The 21,257-nt window shown below is 44.0% G+C and carries 17 protein-coding genes and 1 other annotated feature; of the genes, 12 read left to right on the top strand and 5 right to left on the bottom strand.

The features are described from left to right. Window positions 1–4: 4 nt before the first annotated feature. The 5 genes from tyrA (at window position 5) to Q4Q46_RS01315 (ending at window position 6,176) form a co-directional block, all read left to right on the top strand. A complete protein-coding gene (gene tyrA / locus Q4Q46_RS01335; protein ID WP_311905039.1) occupies window positions 5–1,144 on the top strand; it encodes a bifunctional chorismate mutase/prephenate dehydrogenase in 1,140 nt (379 codons plus the stop codon). Between the two features lie 216 nt (window positions 1,145–1,360). Then, on the top strand, window positions 1,361–3,025 hold the full coding sequence (hcp, locus tag Q4Q46_RS01330; RefSeq protein ID WP_311889404.1) for a hydroxylamine reductase: 1,665 nt from the start codon (window positions 1,361–1,363) through the stop codon (window positions 3,023–3,025). Between the two features lie 132 nt (window positions 3,026–3,157). Continuing rightward, the gene (locus Q4Q46_RS01325; protein ID WP_311905038.1) at window positions 3,158–4,327 is read left to right on the top strand and encodes an FAD-binding oxidoreductase; all 1,170 of its coding nucleotides are present in this window, start codon (window positions 3,158–3,160) and stop codon (window positions 4,325–4,327) included. Window positions 4,328–4,492: 165 nt separating this feature from the next. Beyond that, on the top strand, window positions 4,493–4,828 hold the full coding sequence (locus Q4Q46_RS01320; protein ID WP_006080796.1) for a hypothetical protein: 336 nt from the start codon (window positions 4,493–4,495) through the stop codon (window positions 4,826–4,828). A gap of 43 nt (window positions 4,829–4,871) precedes the next feature. Beyond that, a complete protein-coding gene (locus Q4Q46_RS01315) occupies window positions 4,872–6,176 on the top strand; it encodes a cation:proton antiporter (RefSeq protein WP_311905037.1) in 1,305 nt (434 codons plus the stop codon). A gap of 165 nt (window positions 6,177–6,341) precedes the next feature. On the opposite strand, the gene Q4Q46_RS01310 is transcribed toward Q4Q46_RS01315, so the two are convergent. Both Q4Q46_RS01310 and hpf read right to left on the bottom strand, forming a co-directional pair. Next, window positions 6,342–8,336 (bottom strand): chorismate mutase, encoded by a 1,995-nt coding sequence (locus Q4Q46_RS01310; protein WP_311905036.1) that lies wholly within the window; start codon window positions 8,334–8,336, stop codon window positions 6,342–6,344. 41 nt (window positions 8,337–8,377) lie between these two features. Beyond that, window positions 8,378–8,494, bottom strand: a sequence feature (Phe leader region). Window positions 8,495–10,141: 1,647 nt separating this feature from the next. Continuing rightward, on the bottom strand, window positions 10,142–10,498 hold the full coding sequence (gene hpf, locus Q4Q46_RS01305; RefSeq protein ID WP_006080799.1) for a ribosome hibernation-promoting factor, HPF/YfiA family: 357 nt from the start codon (window positions 10,496–10,498) through the stop codon (window positions 10,142–10,144). A 299-nt stretch (window positions 10,499–10,797) separates the two neighbouring features. Between hpf and Q4Q46_RS01300 the strand changes: the two genes are divergently transcribed. Further along, window positions 10,798–11,490: a cytochrome b/b6 domain-containing protein gene (locus Q4Q46_RS01300; protein ID WP_063884545.1), complete on the top strand. Its 693-nt coding sequence runs from the start codon at window positions 10,798–10,800 to the stop codon at window positions 11,488–11,490. Between the two features lie 75 nt (window positions 11,491–11,565). Here the strand turns inward: Q4Q46_RS01300 and Q4Q46_RS01295 are convergent, their stop codons facing one another. After that, window positions 11,566–12,015: a c-type cytochrome gene (locus Q4Q46_RS01295; protein ID WP_006080801.1), complete on the bottom strand. Its 450-nt coding sequence runs from the start codon at window positions 12,013–12,015 to the stop codon at window positions 11,566–11,568. 190 nt (window positions 12,016–12,205) lie between these two features. Here Q4Q46_RS01295 and trpR point away from each other — a divergent pair, with 190 nt between their 5' ends. Next, window positions 12,206–12,481: a trp operon repressor gene (trpR, locus tag Q4Q46_RS01290; protein WP_012588255.1), complete on the top strand. Its 276-nt coding sequence runs from the start codon at window positions 12,206–12,208 to the stop codon at window positions 12,479–12,481. Window positions 12,482–12,545: 64 nt separating this feature from the next. Here trpR and Q4Q46_RS01285 read toward each other — a convergent pair whose 3' ends face one another. After that, the gene (locus Q4Q46_RS01285; protein WP_011846179.1) at window positions 12,546–12,917 is read right to left on the bottom strand and encodes a hypothetical protein; all 372 of its coding nucleotides are present in this window, start codon (window positions 12,915–12,917) and stop codon (window positions 12,546–12,548) included. Window positions 12,918–13,153: 236 nt separating this feature from the next. Further along, a complete protein-coding gene (slyD, locus tag Q4Q46_RS01280) occupies window positions 13,154–13,810 on the bottom strand; it encodes a peptidylprolyl isomerase (protein WP_006085085.1) in 657 nt (218 codons plus the stop codon). Window positions 13,811–14,451: 641 nt separating this feature from the next. On the opposite strand from slyD, the gene thrA reads away from it, so the two are divergent. The 5 genes from thrA (at window position 14,452) to Q4Q46_RS01255 (ending at window position 21,074) form a co-directional block, all read left to right on the top strand. Further along, entirely contained in the window at window positions 14,452–16,920 is a 2,469-nt protein-coding gene (thrA, locus tag Q4Q46_RS01275) for a bifunctional aspartate kinase/homoserine dehydrogenase I (RefSeq protein WP_311905035.1), read from the top strand. Then, the gene (thrB, locus tag Q4Q46_RS01270) at window positions 16,917–17,879 is read left to right on the top strand and encodes a homoserine kinase (RefSeq protein ID WP_311905034.1); all 963 of its coding nucleotides are present in this window, start codon (window positions 16,917–16,919) and stop codon (window positions 17,877–17,879) included. Before thrA ends, thrB begins: the two co-directional genes overlap by 4 nt. Window positions 17,880–17,991: 112 nt before the next feature. Beyond that, window positions 17,992–19,275, top strand: a complete 1,284-nt coding sequence (thrC, locus tag Q4Q46_RS01265) for a threonine synthase (RefSeq protein WP_311905033.1) — start codon at window positions 17,992–17,994, stop codon at window positions 19,273–19,275. A gap of 349 nt (window positions 19,276–19,624) precedes the next feature. Then, the gene (locus Q4Q46_RS01260; RefSeq protein ID WP_014620644.1) at window positions 19,625–19,927 is read left to right on the top strand and encodes a hypothetical protein; all 303 of its coding nucleotides are present in this window, start codon (window positions 19,625–19,627) and stop codon (window positions 19,925–19,927) included. Window positions 19,928–20,216: 289 nt separating this feature from the next. Then, the gene (locus Q4Q46_RS01255; protein ID WP_311905032.1) at window positions 20,217–21,074 is read left to right on the top strand and encodes a substrate-binding periplasmic protein; all 858 of its coding nucleotides are present in this window, start codon (window positions 20,217–20,219) and stop codon (window positions 21,072–21,074) included. Window positions 21,075–21,257: the final 183 nt, after the last annotated feature.

Below are 21,257 nucleotides of genomic sequence, written 5' to 3'. Positions count from 1 at the left end.
AAGTATGAATGAAAAAACAACGGCCGAATTAGAACATCTTCGCGGTCTGATTGATGGTGTCGATCAGCAATTATTGCATTTACTGCGTAAGCGCTTGGATCTCGTAGCGCAAGTCGGCACAGTGAAACACGGCGCCGGTTTACCGATTTATGCACCGCAGCGTGAAGCCGCCATGCTCGCTAAACGCCGCGAAGAAGCGAAAAACATGGGGATTGCGCCGCAATTAATTGAGGATATTTTACGCCGCTTGATGCGTGAGTCTTATCTCAATGAAAAAGATGTTGGCTTTAAGCAGGTTAAAAAAGATTTAGGATCTGTGGTGATTGTCGGCGGTAAAGGGCAACTCGGTGGACTGTTTTCACAAATGCTGACCCTATCAGGCTACCAAGTGGAGTTGCTTGATAAAGACGATTGGCAGCAAGCAGATAGCCTATTTTCCAATGCGGGAATGGTGTTAGTGACTGTGCCGATTGCGATTACTTGCGAGCTTATTCGTGAAAAGCTGAGCCAATTACCGGCAGACTGCATTCTGGCAGATTTGACCTCCATTAAGACTGAGCCGGTTAACGCTATGCTTGAGGCGCATTCTGGTCCGGTTGTAGGTTTTCATCCTATGTTTGGTCCCGATGTGGGCAGTCTGGCGAAGCAAGTCGTGGTGGTGTGCCACGGACGTGAGCCTGATAAATACCAATGGTTACTCGAGCAGATCGCAATATGGGGCGCGCGGATTGTCGAAGCAGAGCCTGAACGTCACGACAGTGCGATGCAGTTAGTGCAGGCAATGCGTCACTTTTCGACCTTTGTGTATGGTTTGAATCTGTGCAAGGAAGAGGCAGATATTGATACTTTACTGCAATTTAGCTCGCCTATTTACCGCTTAGAATTGGCTATGGTAGGGCGATTATTCGCCCAAAGCCCAGAGCTTTACGCCGATATTATTTTTGCTCAGCAAGATAGCCAACATGCAATCGGCGATTACTTAAATAACTACCGTGAAGCGTTGGAGCTGCTAAAACGCGGTGACAGGGACGAGTTTATTAAGCAGTTCCAAACCGTCGCTAAATGGTTTGGGGATTTTGCTCCCCAATTTCAGCGTGAAAGTCGTATTATGCTGCAATCGGTAAATGATATGAAAACCAATTAATAAATAACAAGTTACTTTTTAAAACGCCCATCATTGATGGGCGTTTTTTTATGAGATTTTGGCAGGTTTGATTGCTTATATTAGCGATCACTTAAAGTGATCTTTCTCTAACATTTAGCATCTCATTCTAAAAATGACTGTCGCTTATGGTGCGTTTAGGTAGACTAGTTTTAAACATGCAAAAATAAAGCATGAATTTAAATTAGGAGTCTATCCATGTTCTGTATTCAGTGTGAGCAAACCATTCGTACACCCGCTGGCAATGGTTGTAGTTATTCCCAAGGTATGTGCGGCAAGTTGGCGGCAACGTCTGATCTGCAAGATTTGTTGATTTATATGCTGCAAGGCGTGTCTGTGTATGCGGTTAAAGCCCGCGAGCTGGGCATTATCGATGCTGAAATTGATAGTTTTGTGCCTAAAGCCTTTTTCGCGACCCTCACCAACGTAAATTTCGATGACGAGCGCATTATGGCCTATACCCAGCAGGCGGCTCATTATCGTGCTCAGTTAAAAGCTTCTTACGAAGCGGCTTGTGAACAAGCGGGTATTGCCGTTGAGCAAGTGCCGCAAGTCGCTCAGTTAGTGCTGGGGACCAGTAAGATTGAAATGCTAGCGCAGGCACCGATTGCACTGCTGAATAAAGATAAGCATGACGTTCATGAAGACATCATGGGGTTAAGACTATTGTGCTTGTATGGCCTTAAGGGCGCGGCTGCTTATATGGAACATGCTCGCGTGTTGGGACAGACTGATGCCGATGTTGCAGGGCGCTTCCATGAAATCATGTCTTTCTTAGGTGAGCCGAGTGTCGATGGCGATAAACTATTTACCACTGCGATGGATATTGGTCAGTTGAACTACCGCATAATGGCCATGCTGGATGCGGGTGAAACTCAGGCCTTTGGTCATCCAGAGCCAACAGTTGTGAATACTAAGTCCGTTAAGGGCAAGGCAATTTTAGTCTCTGGTCATGATATGAAGGATTTAGAGCTTATCCTTGAGCAGACAGTCGGTAAGGGCATCAATGTGTTTACCCACGGCGAAATGTTGCCCGCACTGGCGTATCCTGCCTTTAAAAAATACCCACAGCTTGTCGGTAATTACGGCAGTGCTTGGCAGAATCAACAGCAAGAATTTGCCAATTTCCCTGGCGCTGTGGTGATGACGTCCAATTGTATTATCGACCCCAATGTTGGCAGTTATAGCGATCGTATCTTTACTCGTAGCATAGTGGGTTGGCCTGGTGTGGTGCATATCGAAGGCGATGATTTCTCGGCTGTGATTGATAAAGCGTTAGCATTAGAAGGCTTTATCTACGATGAAATCCCCCACACTATCACCATTGGTTTTGCCCATAATGCCTTGATGGCGGCAGCGCCAGCTGTGGTTGAAAATGTAAAAAGTGGCGCGATTAAACACTTCTTCCTCGTTGGCGGCTGCGATGGTGACAAGGCCGACAGAAGCTACTTTACTGAACTTGCTAAATCCACACCTAAGGATTCAATAATCCTGACGCTAGGCTGCGGTAAGTACAAATTCAATAAGCTCGAATTTGGTGATATTAACGGTATCCCACGCTTGCTCGATGTGGGCCAGTGTAACGATGCCTATTCTGCGATTCAGTTAGCGATTGCGTTAGCTGAAGTATTCGAATGTGATATCAATGAATTACCATTGAGTTTAGTGCTCTCTTGGTTCGAACAAAAAGCCATTGTGGTGTTACTGACACTGTTGTCACTCGGTGTGAAAAACATTCGCACAGGCCCGACACCACCTGCATTTTTAACCGCCAATCTCGCCAAAATTTTGGAGGAGAAGTTTGGCTTACGCAATACCACCACAGTTGAGGCCGATTTAAAGACCATGTTGAACGTGGCGTAAATCAGTCGGTGCTCATTGCTGAAGTCCGCTGAATATTGTGGCTTAAATCAGCAATGAGTGGTTGCTTAACTGCGGTTTTAATTTCGATTTTGCCGAGGGTTAAAACCGCAGTGTGTTGCAGGTAAAAATGTAATGAATGCGATAAATTTGAGTGTGATGGCAGGGGCGAAAGCGCTCCATAAACCCAAAAGTGTTAACCCAGTAGACGGTGGGCCAGCGCAAATCGGAGCAGGGCTAAGTGAGCTGGTGTGCGTTGAACGCTGGAATGAAACTATCGATGTGGTGAGTTTTCGTTTTCAGGCGGGCGAGCCGATGAAGTTTGACTATAAGCCCGGCCAGTTTATGACCTTTGTGCTCGAGATTAACGGCGAGCAAGTGTGCCGCAGTTATACCTTGTCGTCATCACCATCGAGACCCTATTCCTTGATGGTGACGATTAAGCGTGTGGCGGGTGGACTGGTGTCTAATTATCTTATTGATCACTTGCAGCCAGGCCAGCGTGTGCGCGTACTGCAACCGACGGGGCAATTTAACTTAGTTGATATCCCTGCGGCGAAATACTTGTTTTTGAGTGCAGGTTGCGGCATTACGCCCATGTATTCGATGTCACGTTATCTAACTGATACTCAAATTGATGCCGATATTGCCTTTGTGCACAGCGCGCGCTCAGACGCCGATATTATCTTTAAATCATCATTGGAGACGATGGCGAACCGCTTTAACGCATTCAAACTCAGTTATGCGCTGGAGTCGGCGACAGAATCACTTTTATTCTCTCCAAAGATAAGCTTTGATATAGGGCGATTAACTGCGCAGATGCTGCAAGCCTTAGTGCCTGATGTTACTGAGCGAACGGTTTATCTCTGCGGGCCTGAGCCTTATATGCAGGCAGTAAAAGTGTTATTGGCCGAACTCAATTTTGATATGAGTCAGTTACACCATGAGAGTTTTACCACCGCGGAGAAAGCCGCACGTCATCAGCTTATGCAAGCAAATTCACCTACTGAAACGCATGATAATCCACAAGCAGAGGCTTTTACCTTGCCTATTTTTAACTTAGCTATTGGGGATCGCAGCACAAAGCTAACACAAGGGCAGAGTTTACTTGAGGGAATCGAGTCTGAAGGATTACCGATTATTGCTGCCTGTCGTTCGGGCGTGTGCGGCGCCTGTAAATGCCAAGTATTGGAGGGAGAAACCGTATCGACGAGTGTGATGACGCTCAGCGCCGCGGAAATTGACGCGGGTTTTGTACTAGCTTGCTCTACAACGTTAACATCCGATGTGACACTTAAACTCTAGCGCGCTGCTGATTAGTGACAGTTACACTGGGCTTATCAGGCTTATTCTTAAATGGATGGAAATATTTCTAATCCTTAGTTGCGCTTATCTCAGTGAGAACGTAAGGTTAATGACAAGGGCGTATGATGTTTGCGCCCAGTCCATTAGTCTGGCTGGAGTCTCTCAATGACAATGACAACCACTTATGCCGCAAAAATTGAAGACCGTTCTCTTGGGCATTTGTTGTACGCCTTGATGTCGGGTTTTCCCTTATTATTACTTCCCGTGCTGCTAAGTTTGTTCATTAATGTTTCCCAACGTCAATCCCATGGTAATCCATTATTGGCGTCGCATTTGCGTTGGCAACGGCATTCTAATGTCGCCTTTCTTGGCTTGTTAGTGCTGGGCTATTGCGTGCCGTTAACTTGGCTCAGTCTTTCGATTTATCTCTTTGGGATCATTTGGTTTTGCCACAGGATCATTAAAGGGTGGTTAAGTCTATTGGATGGTTTAGAAATCTAAACTTGTGCTAGAGTCTCTAAATTGATGATTTTTAGAGGCTCTTATGTCCAGTTACCAAATTCTGTGTATCCTCTGCGCCTTGGCGCTAGTCACTTCGGTTGTCTCTTCACGCGTCCATAAATTGCAGGAAACTGTAGCCATTACGGCTATCGCCCTAGGTATGAGTTTGTTATTACTCCTAGGGGGAAAGGCCTTAGGCGGACATGTTTATCTGTATTTTGTATCAGGCTTAGAGAAGCTCGATTTTCAAGCCTTGCTGCTCAATGGCATGTTAGGTTTTTTACTCTTTGCCGGCGCATTGCAGATCCGTTTAAAAATACTAAGGCATCAGAAGTGGGAGATTTTAATTCTCGCCTTTGTCAGCACTTTATTATCGACCTTTATCATAGGAGGACTGTTATTTTGGATCGCACCTATGTTGGGTCTACCGCTACAACTCAGCCACTGCTTGCTGTTTGGCGCCTTGATCTCGCCAACCGACCCCATCGCCGTTTTGGCTATTTTAAAGAAAATGGGCGCACCGGAAGATATTGCTATCCAAGTGGAAGGTGAATCTTTATTTAACGATGGCATAGGGTTAGTTATTTTTGTGGCGATATCGCAAGTTGCTTTTTCCACTGAACCACTAACATTTATCCATGTCTCTGAGTTATTTATTCGTGAAGCGGTAGGTGGGGTCATTTATGGCGGCATACTTGGCTTTTTATTGCATCATTTTTTCCGCTACTGTGAGGAAGAAACACAATTGATGCTGGTTACACTGTTGATCCCAACCGCGGGCTATGTGATGGCGGAAGTGTTTGGAGTTTCTGGAGCTTTAGCTATGGTTAGCGCGGGGATCATCATAGGTAATTTCAGTGTGCCTAAATTTTTTGCTCGCAACGAGCGAGTGAAGTTACTGACATTTTGGTCGCTGATTGAATCCTTCTTCAATGCTTTACTCTTCCTACTGCTCGGCTTACTGCTTTTGTTAGTTACTTTTAAAGCACCATTGTGGTGGTTTATGTTTGTGGCGATTCCATTGGTATTATTGGCGCGTGCCGTGAGCGTGTTATTACCTTATTTGGGCTTTAGGTTGTTTAAGTCTTACAACCCCTATGCAGAGACGATTCTGATTTGGGGGGGGTTAAGGGGAGGATTAGCACTCGCGATGGCGATGAGTTTACCTGAGGGGATTGTCATAGATGCTATTGGTGGTGTGGAGCTACGGGAACTATTGTTAGTAATGACCTATGCCGTCGTCGTATTCTCTATTCTAGTACAAGGTTCGACTATGACAGGGCTTATTCGCAGGAGTAATGCGGTTACCGAACCATCGAGGGCTGTCGGCGCTTCTGAAAAAGCATAAAGGATGATTGCGCTACGATAGTAAACAATATTAAGCCTGTTAGTCATCACGCTGACTAGCAGGCTTAATTCAGTCAATCAGGGATAAAATAAGTGCCTTTTATCCCTGAATACACTTCGAACTAACACCATTTCACTTTAAATTAAATCACTCAAGATCAAAGTTTTAAACCGCCCGATATAATTCCCGCACTACAGCGCTAATTAAGTTAAGCGACTCAGAGTCATTATTGCTGTCGAGTGGGCAATTGAGTATCAATCCATCCACTTTAAGCTGCTTAATACCTTGGGTTTGAACCAGTAGGGCATCATCCGAAACGGCATAGCTAGGGTTGATCAAAATGGGCAAATGACTCGTGGCTTTAATCTGGATCAGGCTAGCCAAATCGAGTGAGGGTAGATTGGCGTTATTTAAGGTTCTAATGCCAGAGTCACACAGGATCAGTTGCTGATTGCCTTGGCTTAAGATCACTTCTGTTGCCGTGAGTAATTCTTCAAAACTTGCCATATCGTTACGTTCAAGTATCAAAGGTATTGGCAACGTACCCGCTTGAGTTAGTAAGGTTTGATTAAACATCTGCTTACCCGCTAGAAACAGCATATCGGCGTGCTGAACGGCTAATGGCATATCGGCTTCTTGCTCTATGGCAATAATGCACACTAGACCATATTGGTGCAGGATTTGACGCAGTTTAGCTAGGGTCACTTCCGCCATAGCCACTTGATTAACGCTATTGAGCAGAACCGCTTGGAATCCTGCTTCTTTAAGCTGTTTCACTTGCTGCTCGAAAGCCGATAACGCTAAGTGTGAAATATCATTATTCAGTGTGATTTGTGCTATGGCACCGACATGCCCGGCACCGATTGTCATTGCACCGCAGTTGATCTCACTAGCTTGCTCTTTATAGGCTTTGCTATATCGAACAGGGCTGGTATTTGCTCCATTCTCACTGATGACTTGATCCTTAGAGGTGCTAGGTTCAATCAGTAACTGGCTGTTGCTCAGCTGCGTGGGCTTGACTGTTTCACAAGGATAACAGCCTAATACTTTGATAAAACGAGTGATCCGCTCAAGTTGCTTTAAACCCGCCTGCATAGATTCACTGGAGATATTCGCGTCGATATCCAAATAAAACATCTCTTCCCAAGGTGTTCCTGGGATCGGGCGTGACTCTAGTTTGCTCATGTTTAACTGATGCGCCTTCAGAACCAGCAGAGCTTCCACTAAAGCACCGGCTTTTTGGCCCGTCGCCATAATCAATGTGGTCTTAGCGGGTAACTGCTCTGGCACGGCGACGGCTTTACGGGCAACAACGATAAAGCGGCTTTGGTTGATCTTCTGATTCGCTAAGCCCGCTTCTATAGACTCTAGCTGATAGAGTGCACCACCTTCGGCGCTACCAATTGCTGCAGCGCTGTTATCTGGGCTTTGATTCACCTTGTCCATCGCTTCTGCGCTGCTTGAGCAGTACTCCAGTCTCAAGTCTTTGTGCTGACTTAAATATCTGCTGCATTGGCTAATAGGCTGAGGGTGGGCATAGACAGTTTTGATGTCAGCTAATTTACTGCCAGCTTTGCCTAGTAGGCAATGGCTGACTTCAATCGTCGTTTCACCAACGATCGATAGACTGGTGTGCTGCAGTACATCGTAGACTTCGTTGATTGAACCCGAGGAAGTGTTCTCAATCGGCAGGAAACCATAATCAGCATGCCCAGACTCAACGGCTTGCACTATTTCGTCGAAACTTTGGCAACCTAAGTCCAGCATTTCAACTTGGCGGCGTTGGCAATAGCGGGTTGCTGCGAGATAAGAGTAAGAGCCTCGTGCACCGAGGTAAGCGATACAATATTGTTGTTTTTGTGTTTCTGGGTTGGCACGGCCGTGAAGGTAAGCTTGTTGATTCAATACTGAATCTTCAATGATACTTTGGTAAAGGGAGATAACATAGTGGGCATCTAATCCCTTTTCTCTGCCTTCTTTCACCAGTCTAGCGAGCAGTTCTTTTTCCCTTTGAGTATCTCTGATGGGTCTGACATCCACTTCTTTACTACGGGCCACTTCTAGACTTAAGCGACGGCGCTCAGCGAGTAATGCCAGCAGTTCATTATCCAGATGGGTGATCTGCTCTCGGGTTTGATTTAAAGGCTGTGGTGTATGCATTCTGACCTCAATTGCCGCCATGTATTTTATCAATCGTTTAAGACAAAAAAGCCTCCCAGTTGGGAGGCTTTGGATTTTTACTTTCGTTTTTACACAGTAAATCCGCCTCCTAGAGTGGGGGTGTAAAAAAGAAAGTAAAAAAAGCTGCTGTTATCATTTTCATGGTCTTAAAACTAAAGGGCTAGGGCTTAGCTGTCAATCAAAACTTTCTCACAGACAGACTAAAAAGAAAGCGCACCCGAGGGTGCGCTGGTTTGAGTATGAATATATGGTCAAGCGAGTTTATCCTCCTTATGGTCAGTGTGGGACAAGGTAAAACACTCGTTTATCTTACATTTACGTGTAACAGTAAAACGTTAACAACTCACTAGATAACGACTTGCATTTACAATGAACATTAACAAGTACTTTATGCGGCATAGGGTATAACATTGAAACTATGCTTTTTGAGTACCAGCGAACTTACGTTGACATGTCTTGCACTTATATTTTAACAATTAACACCTACATGGATCTATAACATTAAAAACTAACACTAACAAAAAAACATTTAAAATAAACGATTTACGGCTCATTAGTTGTACTAGGTACATATTACTGTAAAAACAGCTTAGCCTTGTCATGCGCTTAGGTCTTGCTACTTACGTTATTACTTTTCACTTTAAAACCTAACGTGTTAATACATGGAGCGTATAACAAACTCTCATTTACTGTTATTGCATTTTTCGTCAAGTCTAGATGCCCTCCTTTTTAGTTGATAATTAAACATTATTTAAGGTTTCTATAAAGTATCAAAACTCAACTAACGGTAAAAATTAACACATTACATAAATAAACATTTATACGGTTTACAGTTTTTACTATACAAATAACACTAAGTAAACTAATAACTTTTAATAAAACCAACGTATTGCACTTGCATTAAACGCTTACATTAAATCTCACGCTAAAAATGCTAACTTACATATCAGTGTAAATATGACTCACTTCATATAACTAATCTACATCTAACTAAGCGTGACAGTTGTTACCTCATTTATCTCAGTGTTTAGCACGAATTGGTGCCGACCCGTTTTACAATAAGCACTTTTGGTTATGTAGCTTATGTTAATGTGACTTTTGTTTATTTTTACTTGGGCCTCCATTGTGGATGTAAAAAATTTGATAGTTAAATGTTTCGCTAATGTACTCGTTGCGCTGTACTCGGCTCCTTATGTTTACTCTGGTATTCAGCAATGCCGCCTGTTTCTGGTGGACATCCTGTTATTCAGTCAAAATTGAGCACTACTTTTAGTGAATGCCAACATACTTGATTGTACCTAATGTCAACAATATCAACAATATCAACAATATCAATATTTTCAAATTGTTTGCTTTTGTGTTGCCTCCTTTCCTAACTTACTATTGAAAGTGGAACCTAGTTGAAAGTATAACGTTGAGCTTTTGAACGTGGAAATTATAAGTAAAATTAATCATTAACAGTAAATCTTAGAACTTAAAACCCTTAGTGCTTAAAACTATATAGCTTAGATTGGTCGTTCTCCTTAGTTATATCCAGTAACGTTATTTATAACTTAATATCTGTTAATCAATATATGTAAATCAAAATTTGAAACGATTTAAATTCGCACCACTTCGATTCTTGCTGTCACTTTGTAAAGTGTAGTAGGTATTTAGTCAAACGAACTGTTTTTTTTCATCATTAAAATGATTGCACTAAGCTTTTGTAAAAACTGTGATCTGATTAAATATTTCTACTTTATTGCTCTCAAAGTGATGCGTTTCTCGCACTCACTAAACTTAAATTATGCCGCATCTTCCTCCTCGTACTCGTCGTCAACTTCAACAATATTATTAGTCGGTGTTAATGATGTGGAACGTTGTGCTTCCGGTTTGTGTGTTATGCGATTGAGCTGCTTCTCTAATTTTTGGCCCATAGCGTTAATCGCAGTATATAAATTTTCATGTTTTGCTTGAGCGAAGAGTTCTCCATTTGGGATGCCAACCGATGCTTCAATTTTGAAACCAGGTTTCTCCTCCGTAATGATTACATGGGGATTTATCATTTGCACATCATGCCTTGAAAGTTTTTCGAAACGGCTTTCAATACGTTCGCGAATAGGAGATGTGACTTCAAGTTGCTTGCTAGTAATCTTTAGCATATTTCGAACCTTCTGTTGTTTCCTTGGATTTCAGATTACCAAGGTCTGCACTATAAAACGAGATCTAGATCACATTTTTGTGCCAGTTAGTTACTGTTCGTTGGATATTTGATCACTTAGACAAATATCAATAATTCCTGGCCAAAAAGCCTTGTATTGCCTGCTAAATCGGGTCATATTCGATGGGATAACTCCGCAGTCTTTGCCCTTATTTACTTATATTTACTTTAAGTTTCATCCCAAATCCCGATAAAATACCTCAACTTATTTCATTCGTTCACTTTGAGTTTGCCCATTTTATGAATATTGAACACGTTAAGATTAAGGTCTGGGATTTACCCACGCGAATTTTCCATTGGGGCATGGTGTGTCTGTTGGCACTTTTATGGTGGAGTGCTGACGCTGGCGAAATGCAGTGGCATCAAATTTTTGCTTATAGTTTGCTTATCCTCATTGGATTTAGGATCCTTTGGGGGATCATTGGTAGCGATACGGCAAGGTTTAGCCACTTTGTTCATCACCCTAAGGTTGTGCTCGACTACTTGAAAGCAATCAAAACGAAGGGAGTCTCCGTTGTGCTGGGGCACAATCCTATTGGTGGCTACATGGTTGTCGCACTGATTGGGATCATTAGCCTGCAATTAGTCACAGGCCTTTTTGCGACCGATGATATTTTTACCGAAGGTCCGCTCTATAGCTATGTCAGTTCAGATACCAGTGGATTTTTGACTTGGCTACATAAGATGAACTTTAACCTTATCCTAGCGCTGAGTGCTATTCATGTACTGGCAGTGGTTATCCATGCTATCAAGGGCGATAAGTTAGTTGGTGCTATGCTCAGTGGCTACAAGAAGGTCTCTAAGGTGGCACTGTCATCAAGCGTGAATCGTGATCTTACATTCAAGTCAGAGTGGTTTGCCTTAGTGCTGCTGGCTGTATTAGCGGCTGTAGTCTTTGTGTATTTAATGTGGCCGATAGTGCAAGTGCTATAGTTTTACGCTGAGTGTTTGAGTAACAAAAAGCCTGCTAATTAGCAGGCTTTTTGATGGACGAAAAACTAAATAGAACTAGTCTTTCTTATAAACGTCGTGACAACCTTTACAGCTTTTTCCTGTATTCATAAAGGCTTGCTTGATTTCAGCTTGATCACCTTTTTGAGCAACAGTAGCAAGAATGGCTGCATTCTCTTGGAAAGTTTTCATTTTTGCATCGAAATCAGCTCTGTCTTGCCAAACTTTGGCTAAGGCTTCAGTATCGCCTTTGTCTGAGCCATCAATAAAACCTTCGAAAGGAATTTTTGATAATGCAGCAACATTCGTTGCGCGCATTGCGAAGGTTTCCGCTTCGAAAGGTTTTTTGCCTTTCATCATGGCAGCCATATCGCCAAAGTTATAAGCAATAAGACCAAATGCAGATTGGCGGTATTCAATCGCATCTTTAGAATCTTCGAAATTGTGTGCCTGTGCAGCTGAAGCCAATAGAGTACTGGCAACGAGAGTAAGTAGTAATTTTTTCATCGTATTCTCACAAATTAGCGTCGAAGTGTGACATTGCGCTTCTATTGTACACAAATTAACTTGATGTACTAGAAGCATTTTTGTCAGTTTTTGTCTGGATAAGATGACTAAACGTAACAAGTTATTTGTATGTAGAGTAAATCTGTTAGACTGCCTATGTAATGCTTGAACAGTACTTATGAGGGTTATTATGCGAGCAAACTGGGATCTAGTATTAGAAAAAATTTTGAGCCACAGCAATTATGAAGATCTTTCTGTGTTGTTTCATTTACTGTTAACCGAAGAAGAGCGTAGTGCGGTTGCCGGACGCTTAAAGGTATTTCAGTTGTTATTGGATGGGGATATGAGCCAAAGGCACATAGCTGCAGAATATGAAGTGAGTATTGCGACGATCACACGTTGTTCTAATTACTTGAAAAATATGTCTCCGGAGCATAGAGCGAGAGTTCAAAATTTGATTGGTTAGTGCCCACATGGATACAAGCCCTGTGGACATCATTTGCGCTTGTTTTGGTGAATAGAACTCTGCCTTAAGGCGTGATGGGCAGCTTATGGCGACGATAGAGTGAACGACGCACCAGAATATATAAGCCGTAGCTGAGTAAGCAGATAGCCACAATAGGGTAAAGGTCCTTGGGAAGGAATTTAAAGATAGCCAATGCCGCTATGAGATAGATAAAAGGTAAGAAGTTATAAATCATTTCGGGAAGATAGCCCGACTTACGTCGCCTTGCCGAGTCTGTTCGACGGTTTTGAGAACGCATAACATAGATCCTCGCACCTAAGACGAACACTACTGTAGCCGCAACTAGGGCATAGTTGATGTCGAGTGCAATAAAACTCGAACTACCGAGCGCCATGTAGCCAAAAGGCAAAATTTCGTAAAGGGGTTTGGTTAACATAAGCACTCCGTCGCTTAACTCAGGTTGATATCAATATCTAATTGAAAATATTCATATAAAAATTGAATACTTCAATTTACCAGTCAGTTATTTATCTATTACGAATAGTATAAACGCTTGTGTATAAAAAATGCACGACCTTAAATTAAGGGCGTGCATCTTAAAAGGTTAAACTATTGCAGTTCAACCGCTTAGGGATAAACTATTTCTAGCTCACCTTGAGCATCAATCTGTATCTAGCCGCGGCAACCACAGCCGCCATTGCCGTCACAACCTGTTTTAGGTGTGTCACAGGCTTCATGCTCTTCATGGTGATGTCCATGATCGTGGTCTGAACCACCACAACAGCCGCCTGCTTCTTCTTTACCTGAACCGCCACAGCATCCACCGCCATGGTCGTGATCATGTCCATGACTTCCACAACCGCCTTGAGCGTGAATATGGCCATGGGCGATTTCTTCGGCAGAGGCTTCGCGAACGTCAACGATTTCGACGCTGAAGTTGAGCGATTGGCCCGCTAAAGGATGGTTGCCATCGACGATAACAACATCGTCTTTTACTTCCATAACTTGGACTGGGCGTTGACCCATTTCAGTTTCGGCGATGAAACGCATGCCTGGGACGATATCTTCGATATCACCAAAGGCTTCTAATGGCACGGCTTGACGTAGGCCATCGTGGTAAGGGCCATAGGCTTCTTCGGCACTAATAGTGACATCGAGTTTTTCGCCTTTGGTTTTACCATCTAATGCGGCTTCTAAACCTGGGATCAAGTTTTCAGTGCCGTGTAGATATAGCATAGGTTCAGAGTCGAAAGAGTCTTCTAATAGTCTGCCTTCTTGATCTGATAAACGGTAATGAATGGTTACCGCGCTGTGTTGAGTGATCTTCATATCGCCTCCGGTTCGGAATGTGCGCGCATAATAACGTGCTTTTTTAGTGCTGGCGATAATTTGAAGTGGCTTATGTTAGATATCGCACAGCTTTTTTTTCGGCAGATTAAAGCCTGTTTTACGCGGTGCAGCATGTGTAATGTGATTTTTGCGCGTTAGCCTGTCAATTTGGCCTGAGTGATGAGGTAGAACAAATAACGTATTAGTTAAAAGTGAACTATAAATAATTAACTGAAAAACAAGTAATTTTATAATAGATTTCCTGTTTGATTACGTTAACGTCAACAGTTATCTATTGCATAAATCGCATTTTTACCCCTAGAAAACTTTATATTAACTAATCTTGATACAGTATTTTATCGAGCGTGAAGATTTGCTGATAAATAATCCATATTAGGGGTTGACAAGCGCGGGTAAAAAAAGCAATTCTGTTTATCAAGAAATTAACATGGATTAGCCCAAACACATGCATAGCCTAGGTTTCGTAGTAACTACCATTATTACAACCACCACTACAACAATAGTGGGGGCGGGCTGATACACCCTAAAGAATTTTAACAATGAGCCCGCTTCCCACAAAGAAGCGGGCTTTTTTGTTTCTAGCTCTTATTTCTAAGTCGGGCGCGGTACAGGAGAACAAGATGAAAGTAATGAAATTTGGTGGTACCTCGCTTGCAAATTGGCAGCGATTCTCGATGGCAGCGGATATCGTTGCTCAGTCATCTAAGCTTGAACCCATAGCCACTGTGCTATCGGCCCCTGCAACTGTGACGAATGCTTTATTAGAAATGGTCGACGTTGCCGTTAAAGGTGAAGATTATTTACCTGTGTTGCAGCACGTTGAGCGCGTATTTACTTCACTGTACCAAGACGCCGTTAACTCAGTGTTGTCGAGTGAGCAAAGCGAACAGCTTTTTTCTGGACTCAATGCCCAGCTGGTGATCTGGCAGGATAGATTACGTGGTATCGGATTACTGCAAGAATGTCCCGATGGTATCCGCGCCGAAATCGTGGTTGCAGGTGAGCGTTTATCAGCAGCCTTGATGGAACAAGTGATGATTTCTAAGGGGATCACTTCGGCTCAGCTTGACCCACGCGCCTTATTTTTAGGTCGTGGTCGTCCGTTAGAATCTGTCGTTGATATCGTTGTGAGTAAGCCAAGGTTTCGCGCGTTGGCGCTAGGTGAAAAACGCGTATGGGTGATGCCAGGATTCACCGCCGCCGATGAACAGGGCAAAGTGGTGACGTTAGGCCGTAATGGTTCTGACTATTCTGCTGCCGTGCTCGCCGCCTGTTTGGATGCTTCAAGTTGTGAAATCTGGACCGATGTTGACGGTGTTTATAATACCGACCCACGGGTGGTTGCCGATGCTAAGTTGTTGTCACAACTGAGCTATCAAGAGGCTATGGAGCTTTCCTATTTTGGTGCTAAGGTGTTGCATCCTAAGACTATTGCACCTATCGCCCAGTTCCATATTCCCTGTTATATCAAAAACAGTTTTAACCCTGATGCGCCCGGCACTCTGGTATCAAACCAAGCCGATGAAACCGGCTTACAGGTTAAAGCTATCTCCAATTTAGATAACCAGACCATGTTCGATATTTCAGGCCCAGGCATGAAAGGCATGGTTGGCATGGCGAGCCGCACTTTAGCGGCGATTTCCCGCAGCGGCGTATCTGTGTCTTTAATCACTCAAAGTTCTTCTGAATACAGCATTAGCTTCTGTGTGGCCACGTCTGATTCGGCCAAAGTGAAGTGGGCATTAGAGCAAGAATTTGAATTAGAAATAAAAAGTGATTTACTTGAGCCTATCGCTATGCGCCATGAGCTGGCAATTGTGTCCTTGATTGGTGATGGCATGCGCACCCATAAAGGGGTGGCGGCGCGTTTCTTCCAAGCGTTAGCGCAGGCGAGTGTGAACATTATCGCCATCGCCCAAGGATCGTCCGAGCGCTCAATTTCGACTGTGATCGAGCAGCGTAAGACTAAGCATGCGGTGGCGGCTTGTCATCAAGGCTTTTTCGATGTGCAGCAATATTTAGATGTGTTTTTAGTGGGATGCGGCAACGTGGGTGCTGGTCTGCTTGAGCAGATAAAACAACAGTCCGCCATGCTCAAAGAGCAGCACATCAGTATCCGTGTTTGCGGCATAGTGAATTCGAACAAGATGTTACTCGACAGCGCAGGCATCGATTTAAGCAACTGGTCTAGCTTGCTTGCCGATAGTCAGCAAACCTGTGATATCCCAGCGTTACTGGCGTGGGCGAAAGAGCAACAATTACTGAATCCTGTGCTGGTGGATTGTACTTCGAGCGAGCAAGTGTCGGATCTGTATTTGGATGTGATGAACTCAGGTTTGCATGTGGTCACACCTAACAAAAAGTCGAACACTCGCGATTATGCTTATTACCAAGCACTTCGCCAAACAGCCTTAAAACAGCGTCGCCAATTTTTATACGAAACCACAGTCGGCGCGGGTTTACCTGTTATCGATAACCTGAAAAAGCTGTTATTTGCGGGCGATAAACTGCATAAGTTTAATGGTATTTTATCGGGCTCTTTATCCTTTATCTTCGGCATGCTCGATGACGGCATGACACTGTCTGAAGCGACAGGTCTGGCGCGGGAAAAATGTTTTACTGAGCCAGATCCCCGTGATGATTTGAGTGGTATGGATGTGGCGCGTAAGGTGCTCATTCTTGCCCGTGAAGTGGGACTAAAGCTAGAACTCAGTGACGTGCAGGTTGAATCTGTATTGCCAGCCGCATTTGACGATTCAGGTGATGTTGAGAGCTTTATGGCGCGTTTGCCGCAGGTTGATGCGGCGATTGCTGCTAAAGTGGTGCAGGCCAAAGCCCAAGGAAAAGTGCTGCGTTATGTGGGGCAAATTGAGGATGGTGTGTGCCGAGTGCGTATCGCCGAAGTCGATGCACAGGATCCTCTTTATAGTGTTAAAGGCGGCGAAAATGCCTTGGCATTCTACAGCCGTTATTATCAGCCCATTCCGTTTGTGCTGCGCGGTTATGGCGCAGGAACGGAAGTGACCGCCGCTGGCGCCTTTGCCGATGTATTAAGAACCTTGAATTGGACTCGTGAGGTGAGTGTATGAGTTTGATCGTTTACGCTCCAGCCTCTATGGGTAACGTGGGAGTCGGATTTGATTTACTGGGCGCCGCTTTAGCGCCTATCGATGGCAGTTTACTCGGCGACAGAGTGACTATCGCGGCGGCAGAATCGGGTGTGAGTCTGGCGCAAACCGGTGCTTGGGCCCATAAACTGCCTGAAAATCCGCAAGACAATATAGTGTACCAATGTGCCGAATTCTTCTTAACCGCCCTGAGTAAGGAGTATTTAGAAGCGATTGGTAAAGCAGATGAAGGCGTAGCGCTGACACTGGAAAAGAACCTGCCCGTCGGCAGTGGTTTAGGTTCGAGTGCAAGCTCAGTCGTGGCGGCGTTATATGCACTGAATGAACATTTTGACAGACCTTATAACGAGCAAGCCCTGCTGGAACTGATGGGCGAGTTTGAAGGTAAGATCAGCGGCAGTGTGCACTATGACAACGTCGCCCCCTGTTATTTGGGCGGCATGCAATTGATGCTCAATGTGCCGGGCACTGTATGTGAAGCGATACCGAGTTTTAAAGAATGGTATTGGGTTGTGGCCTATCCTGGGATTTCACTTTCGACGGCGATGATGCGTAAACTCATGCCTGATCAATACGATAAATGTGTCACTATCGATTTTGGTCGTTATTTAAGTGCCTTTGTACATGCCTCTTATCAGCAGAATGCCAAGCTTGCAATCAGCGTATTAAAAGATGTGTTAGCCGAGCCTTATCGCGCAGCTGCGATTCCGGGTTACGACAATGCCAGAGTTGCTTTAGCCGATTTAGGCATGTTGACTACGGGGATTTCGGGCAGTGGGCCAACGCTGTTTTCGATTACCGATGATTTAGCCACGGCAAATGCCGCTAAAGCCTGGTTAGAGCAGCATTATTTAACTGAGGTAGGTGGCTTTGCCCACGTGTGTCGCCTCGATGAGCAAGGCACGCGTAGAGTCGATTAATTCTTATTTTTAGTATCAAGACTAAGCATTAAGGCTAAATATCCATCTTATGCATAAAGAGCATGCATCAAGAATTAGCATTCAAGGCTTAGCATCAAAAGGTCGAGTGAGCATGGAACTATATAATTTAAAACACCCTTCGCAGAAAGTGAGCTTTAAAGAAGCTGTGCAATTAGGTTTAGGCCAGGACAGAGGTTTGTTCTTTCCCACCCAAATTCCGGTATTAGACGATATTGAAGGGCTGCTGGCGCTGCCATTTGTTGAGCGCAGTAAAAAAGTGCTCGGTGCATGGCTTGCCTCTGAATTAGGGCAAGATGCGGTTGATGACCTGGTTGAACGTGCCTTTAACTTCGATTTACATTTAGTTGCCGTCGATGAGCAGCGCGCTTGCCTCGAATTGTTCCACGGTCCTACTCTGGCATTTAAAGATTTTGGTGCGCGTTTTATGGCGCAATGTGTCAATACCTTTGTCGGCGACACACGCTTAACCATTCTGACTGCGACTTCGGGTGATACCGGTGCCGCGGTTGCAGATGCCTTCTATGGACTTGAGAAAGTCAATGTGGTGGTGCTCTATCCTAAGGGCAAGATCAGTGAACTACAGGAAAAGATGTTCACGACGTTGGGCAAGAATATCCATACAGTTGCCGTATCGTCCGATTTTGATGCCTGCCAAGATCTGGTTAAACGCGCCTTTGATGATCCAGAAGTCCGCGAGGGTTTGAGCTTAAACTCGGCGAACTCTATCAACATCAGCCGCTTACTTGCGCAAATTTGTTATTACTTTGAAGCAGTTGCCCGGTCTAAACAACGCCACGACGCCGATCCTGTGATTTCAGTGCCAAGTGGTAACTTTGGTAACCTGACGGCGGGTTTATTCGCCAAAGCCATGGGGTTACCGGTTAAACGCTTTATCGCCGCAACCAATGCGAATGATACTGTGCCGCGCTATTTAGAAAACGGCCAATGGCAGCCCAATCAAACCCAAGCGACTATGTCTAATGCGATGGATGTGAGTGAGCCAAGTAACTGGCCGCGAGTGGAAGCCATTTGTGAGAAATTAGCTTGGCCGCTGAGTAACTTAGTGGGTATCCGTTTATCTGAAGAGCAAACTTCACTGGCATTAGCTGAGTTGCATGCACAAGGTTATGTGTCTGAGCCCCATGCAGCGATTGCAGCTAAAGCCTTGTCTTTAACTTTAGTGCCTGACGAAGTGGGTATATTCTTAGGTACGGCGCATCCTGCGAAATTTAAGGATGTGGTCGATAGAGAGCTAAATCTTAACTTACCACTGCCGGTTGAGCTTGAGGCCGTTGCCCATAAACCTATCTTGTCGGCTGACTTACCCGCTGATTTTGCCGCACTGAAAGCGCACTTATTCAAGATCTTAACCTAAGCTGCTTGTACTTAAAGTATTAGCCTAGCGGTGAGATAACATAGCGTTAAAGAAGAGAAGGGAGCTTAGCTCCCTTTTTTATCAGCACAATTTTTATAAATACATTGCCAACAAGTACACTTTTTACAAATGCATTTTTTATAAGCGCACTTTTTACAGATGTAAGCAAAATAACGATAAATTGATGGAACTGTGTTGCAGGTAAGCATAAAAGAACTTTTATTTAACTACATGATATTTAATTAATATTTGTAACTTATTGTATTGTCTTTGGTAATAAAAATGTGATCAAGTTCACAATTTTATTGGTTTTAATTGTTTATGTTCACCCGCGTGTTTACTCAGTGGGTTGATTGATTTGTCTAGATTTTTTCTATTAAGTGTCTGTTTTTGCGTCTTAGCCTCAGGGTGTGCAACCGATCAACGTGAGTTATATCGGCGCATAAATGTAGCCTACGATTTTGAAGTGACCCATTGCGACAGTTTTGCCATCGTCACTGGGGTGAGCCGCCGCGAGAATAATCTAGATGAAGCCAAAGAGTCTGCCATTGCTCAGGGAGAGCAATTGGGCGGCACGCACATCGTTTGGTTACAGACTGATATGGGCGATCCCACTAAGGTTGTTGCTGTTATTTATAAGTGTCAGATTTAGTTAGCTTAACCTTCAACTTGATTTCAGTTACTCAGGCGGAGTCTTTATGGCAAGTGCATTAAGTCGGCTACACTAAACGCGTTAAACTAGCTACTGTCCTTTTTTGTTGTTATTCTCCGCGCCCTATTTCGGTTAATTACTATGATCTGACTGGTGTTTATGGCGCACTGTCTAAGTGCCAACTACGCTTATTTAGGTACTAAAACACCGCGGAAGCCTGACGTTGAACCGTTTTGCTTCATCTTCATCAGGAGAGGATCGCCAACTTAAGGGGCAAGTAACTTAGCCTATGTCATTGTTTAAATACGTTCCTGTCTTATTGCTGCTTTTTTTAGCTTTGCCCGCCAAAAGTGCGTTGCAGGTTAATAGTCCTTTACCCTGTCATAAAACCATTAAAGTCGGTTATAACGACTGGCCTCCCTATGCTTGGCAAGATCCCCAAGGAGAAGCTCAAGGTTTAGATGTGGATCTGATGCGGGCATTTGCCGTGTATCTCGGCTGTGAAATTAATTTTATCAATGTGCCTGCGAAGCGATCGCATCAGATGCTGAAAGCTGGACAGTTAGATGTGTTGATGGGAGCGACAATGACGGATGAACGTCAGGCTTATGCGCATTTTTCCAGTTATTATCGAGACGAAGAGCTGCGCTTATTCGTGCTCGATGAGCAAAAAAATCAGATTAATGTCGATAAGTGGGAAGACATTTTTACCAAGAAATTACGTCTGCTTGTGCCTTCAAGCGGTTGGTATGGCGTTGATTATCAAGAGTCTCAATATCGATTAGAGCAGGAGCACTTATTAGTATTGAGCCCTGACTCAGATAAGTCGGTACAAATGCTCACCTATGGCCGCGGGGATATGATCGTCGGCGATACTATGGCCATGCCCTATATTGCCAGTCAGCATCAGCACATTAAGCTAGTGCCACTTAAATTAGTGTTAGATCAAAACCATATCCATTTAATGCTCAGTAAAGCGAGTATGACGCCAAGCCAGTTAGAGCAGTTTAATCATGCGATTAAGGCCATGATGGATAACGGTGAAATTGCACGAGTAATCAATAAATGGCAACAAATGTCACTAGCGAAACAATCCAATATGAGCCGCCTAAGCAGTCCATTAAAGACGCTGTACGTCAGCCCGTAATCATACCTAACGTTAGCCCTTAACATTAGTTCTTGATATTAGCCCTTAACACTTGCCCTTCAACTACGCCAATCACGTCTCACTTTTGATGATTTTTATCGTGGTGCAACAGGGTAACGCTATGATTTTTGGTTATTTGCACTAAAGAATATTGTTTTTTACTCAGTTGTTTTCCCGCGATTT

Source organism: Shewanella vaxholmensis, assembly GCF_031932135.1.
Lineage (GTDB): Bacteria > Pseudomonadota > Gammaproteobacteria > Enterobacterales > Shewanellaceae > Shewanella > Shewanella hafniensis.
This window is presented reverse-complemented; position numbering and strand designations above follow the sequence as displayed.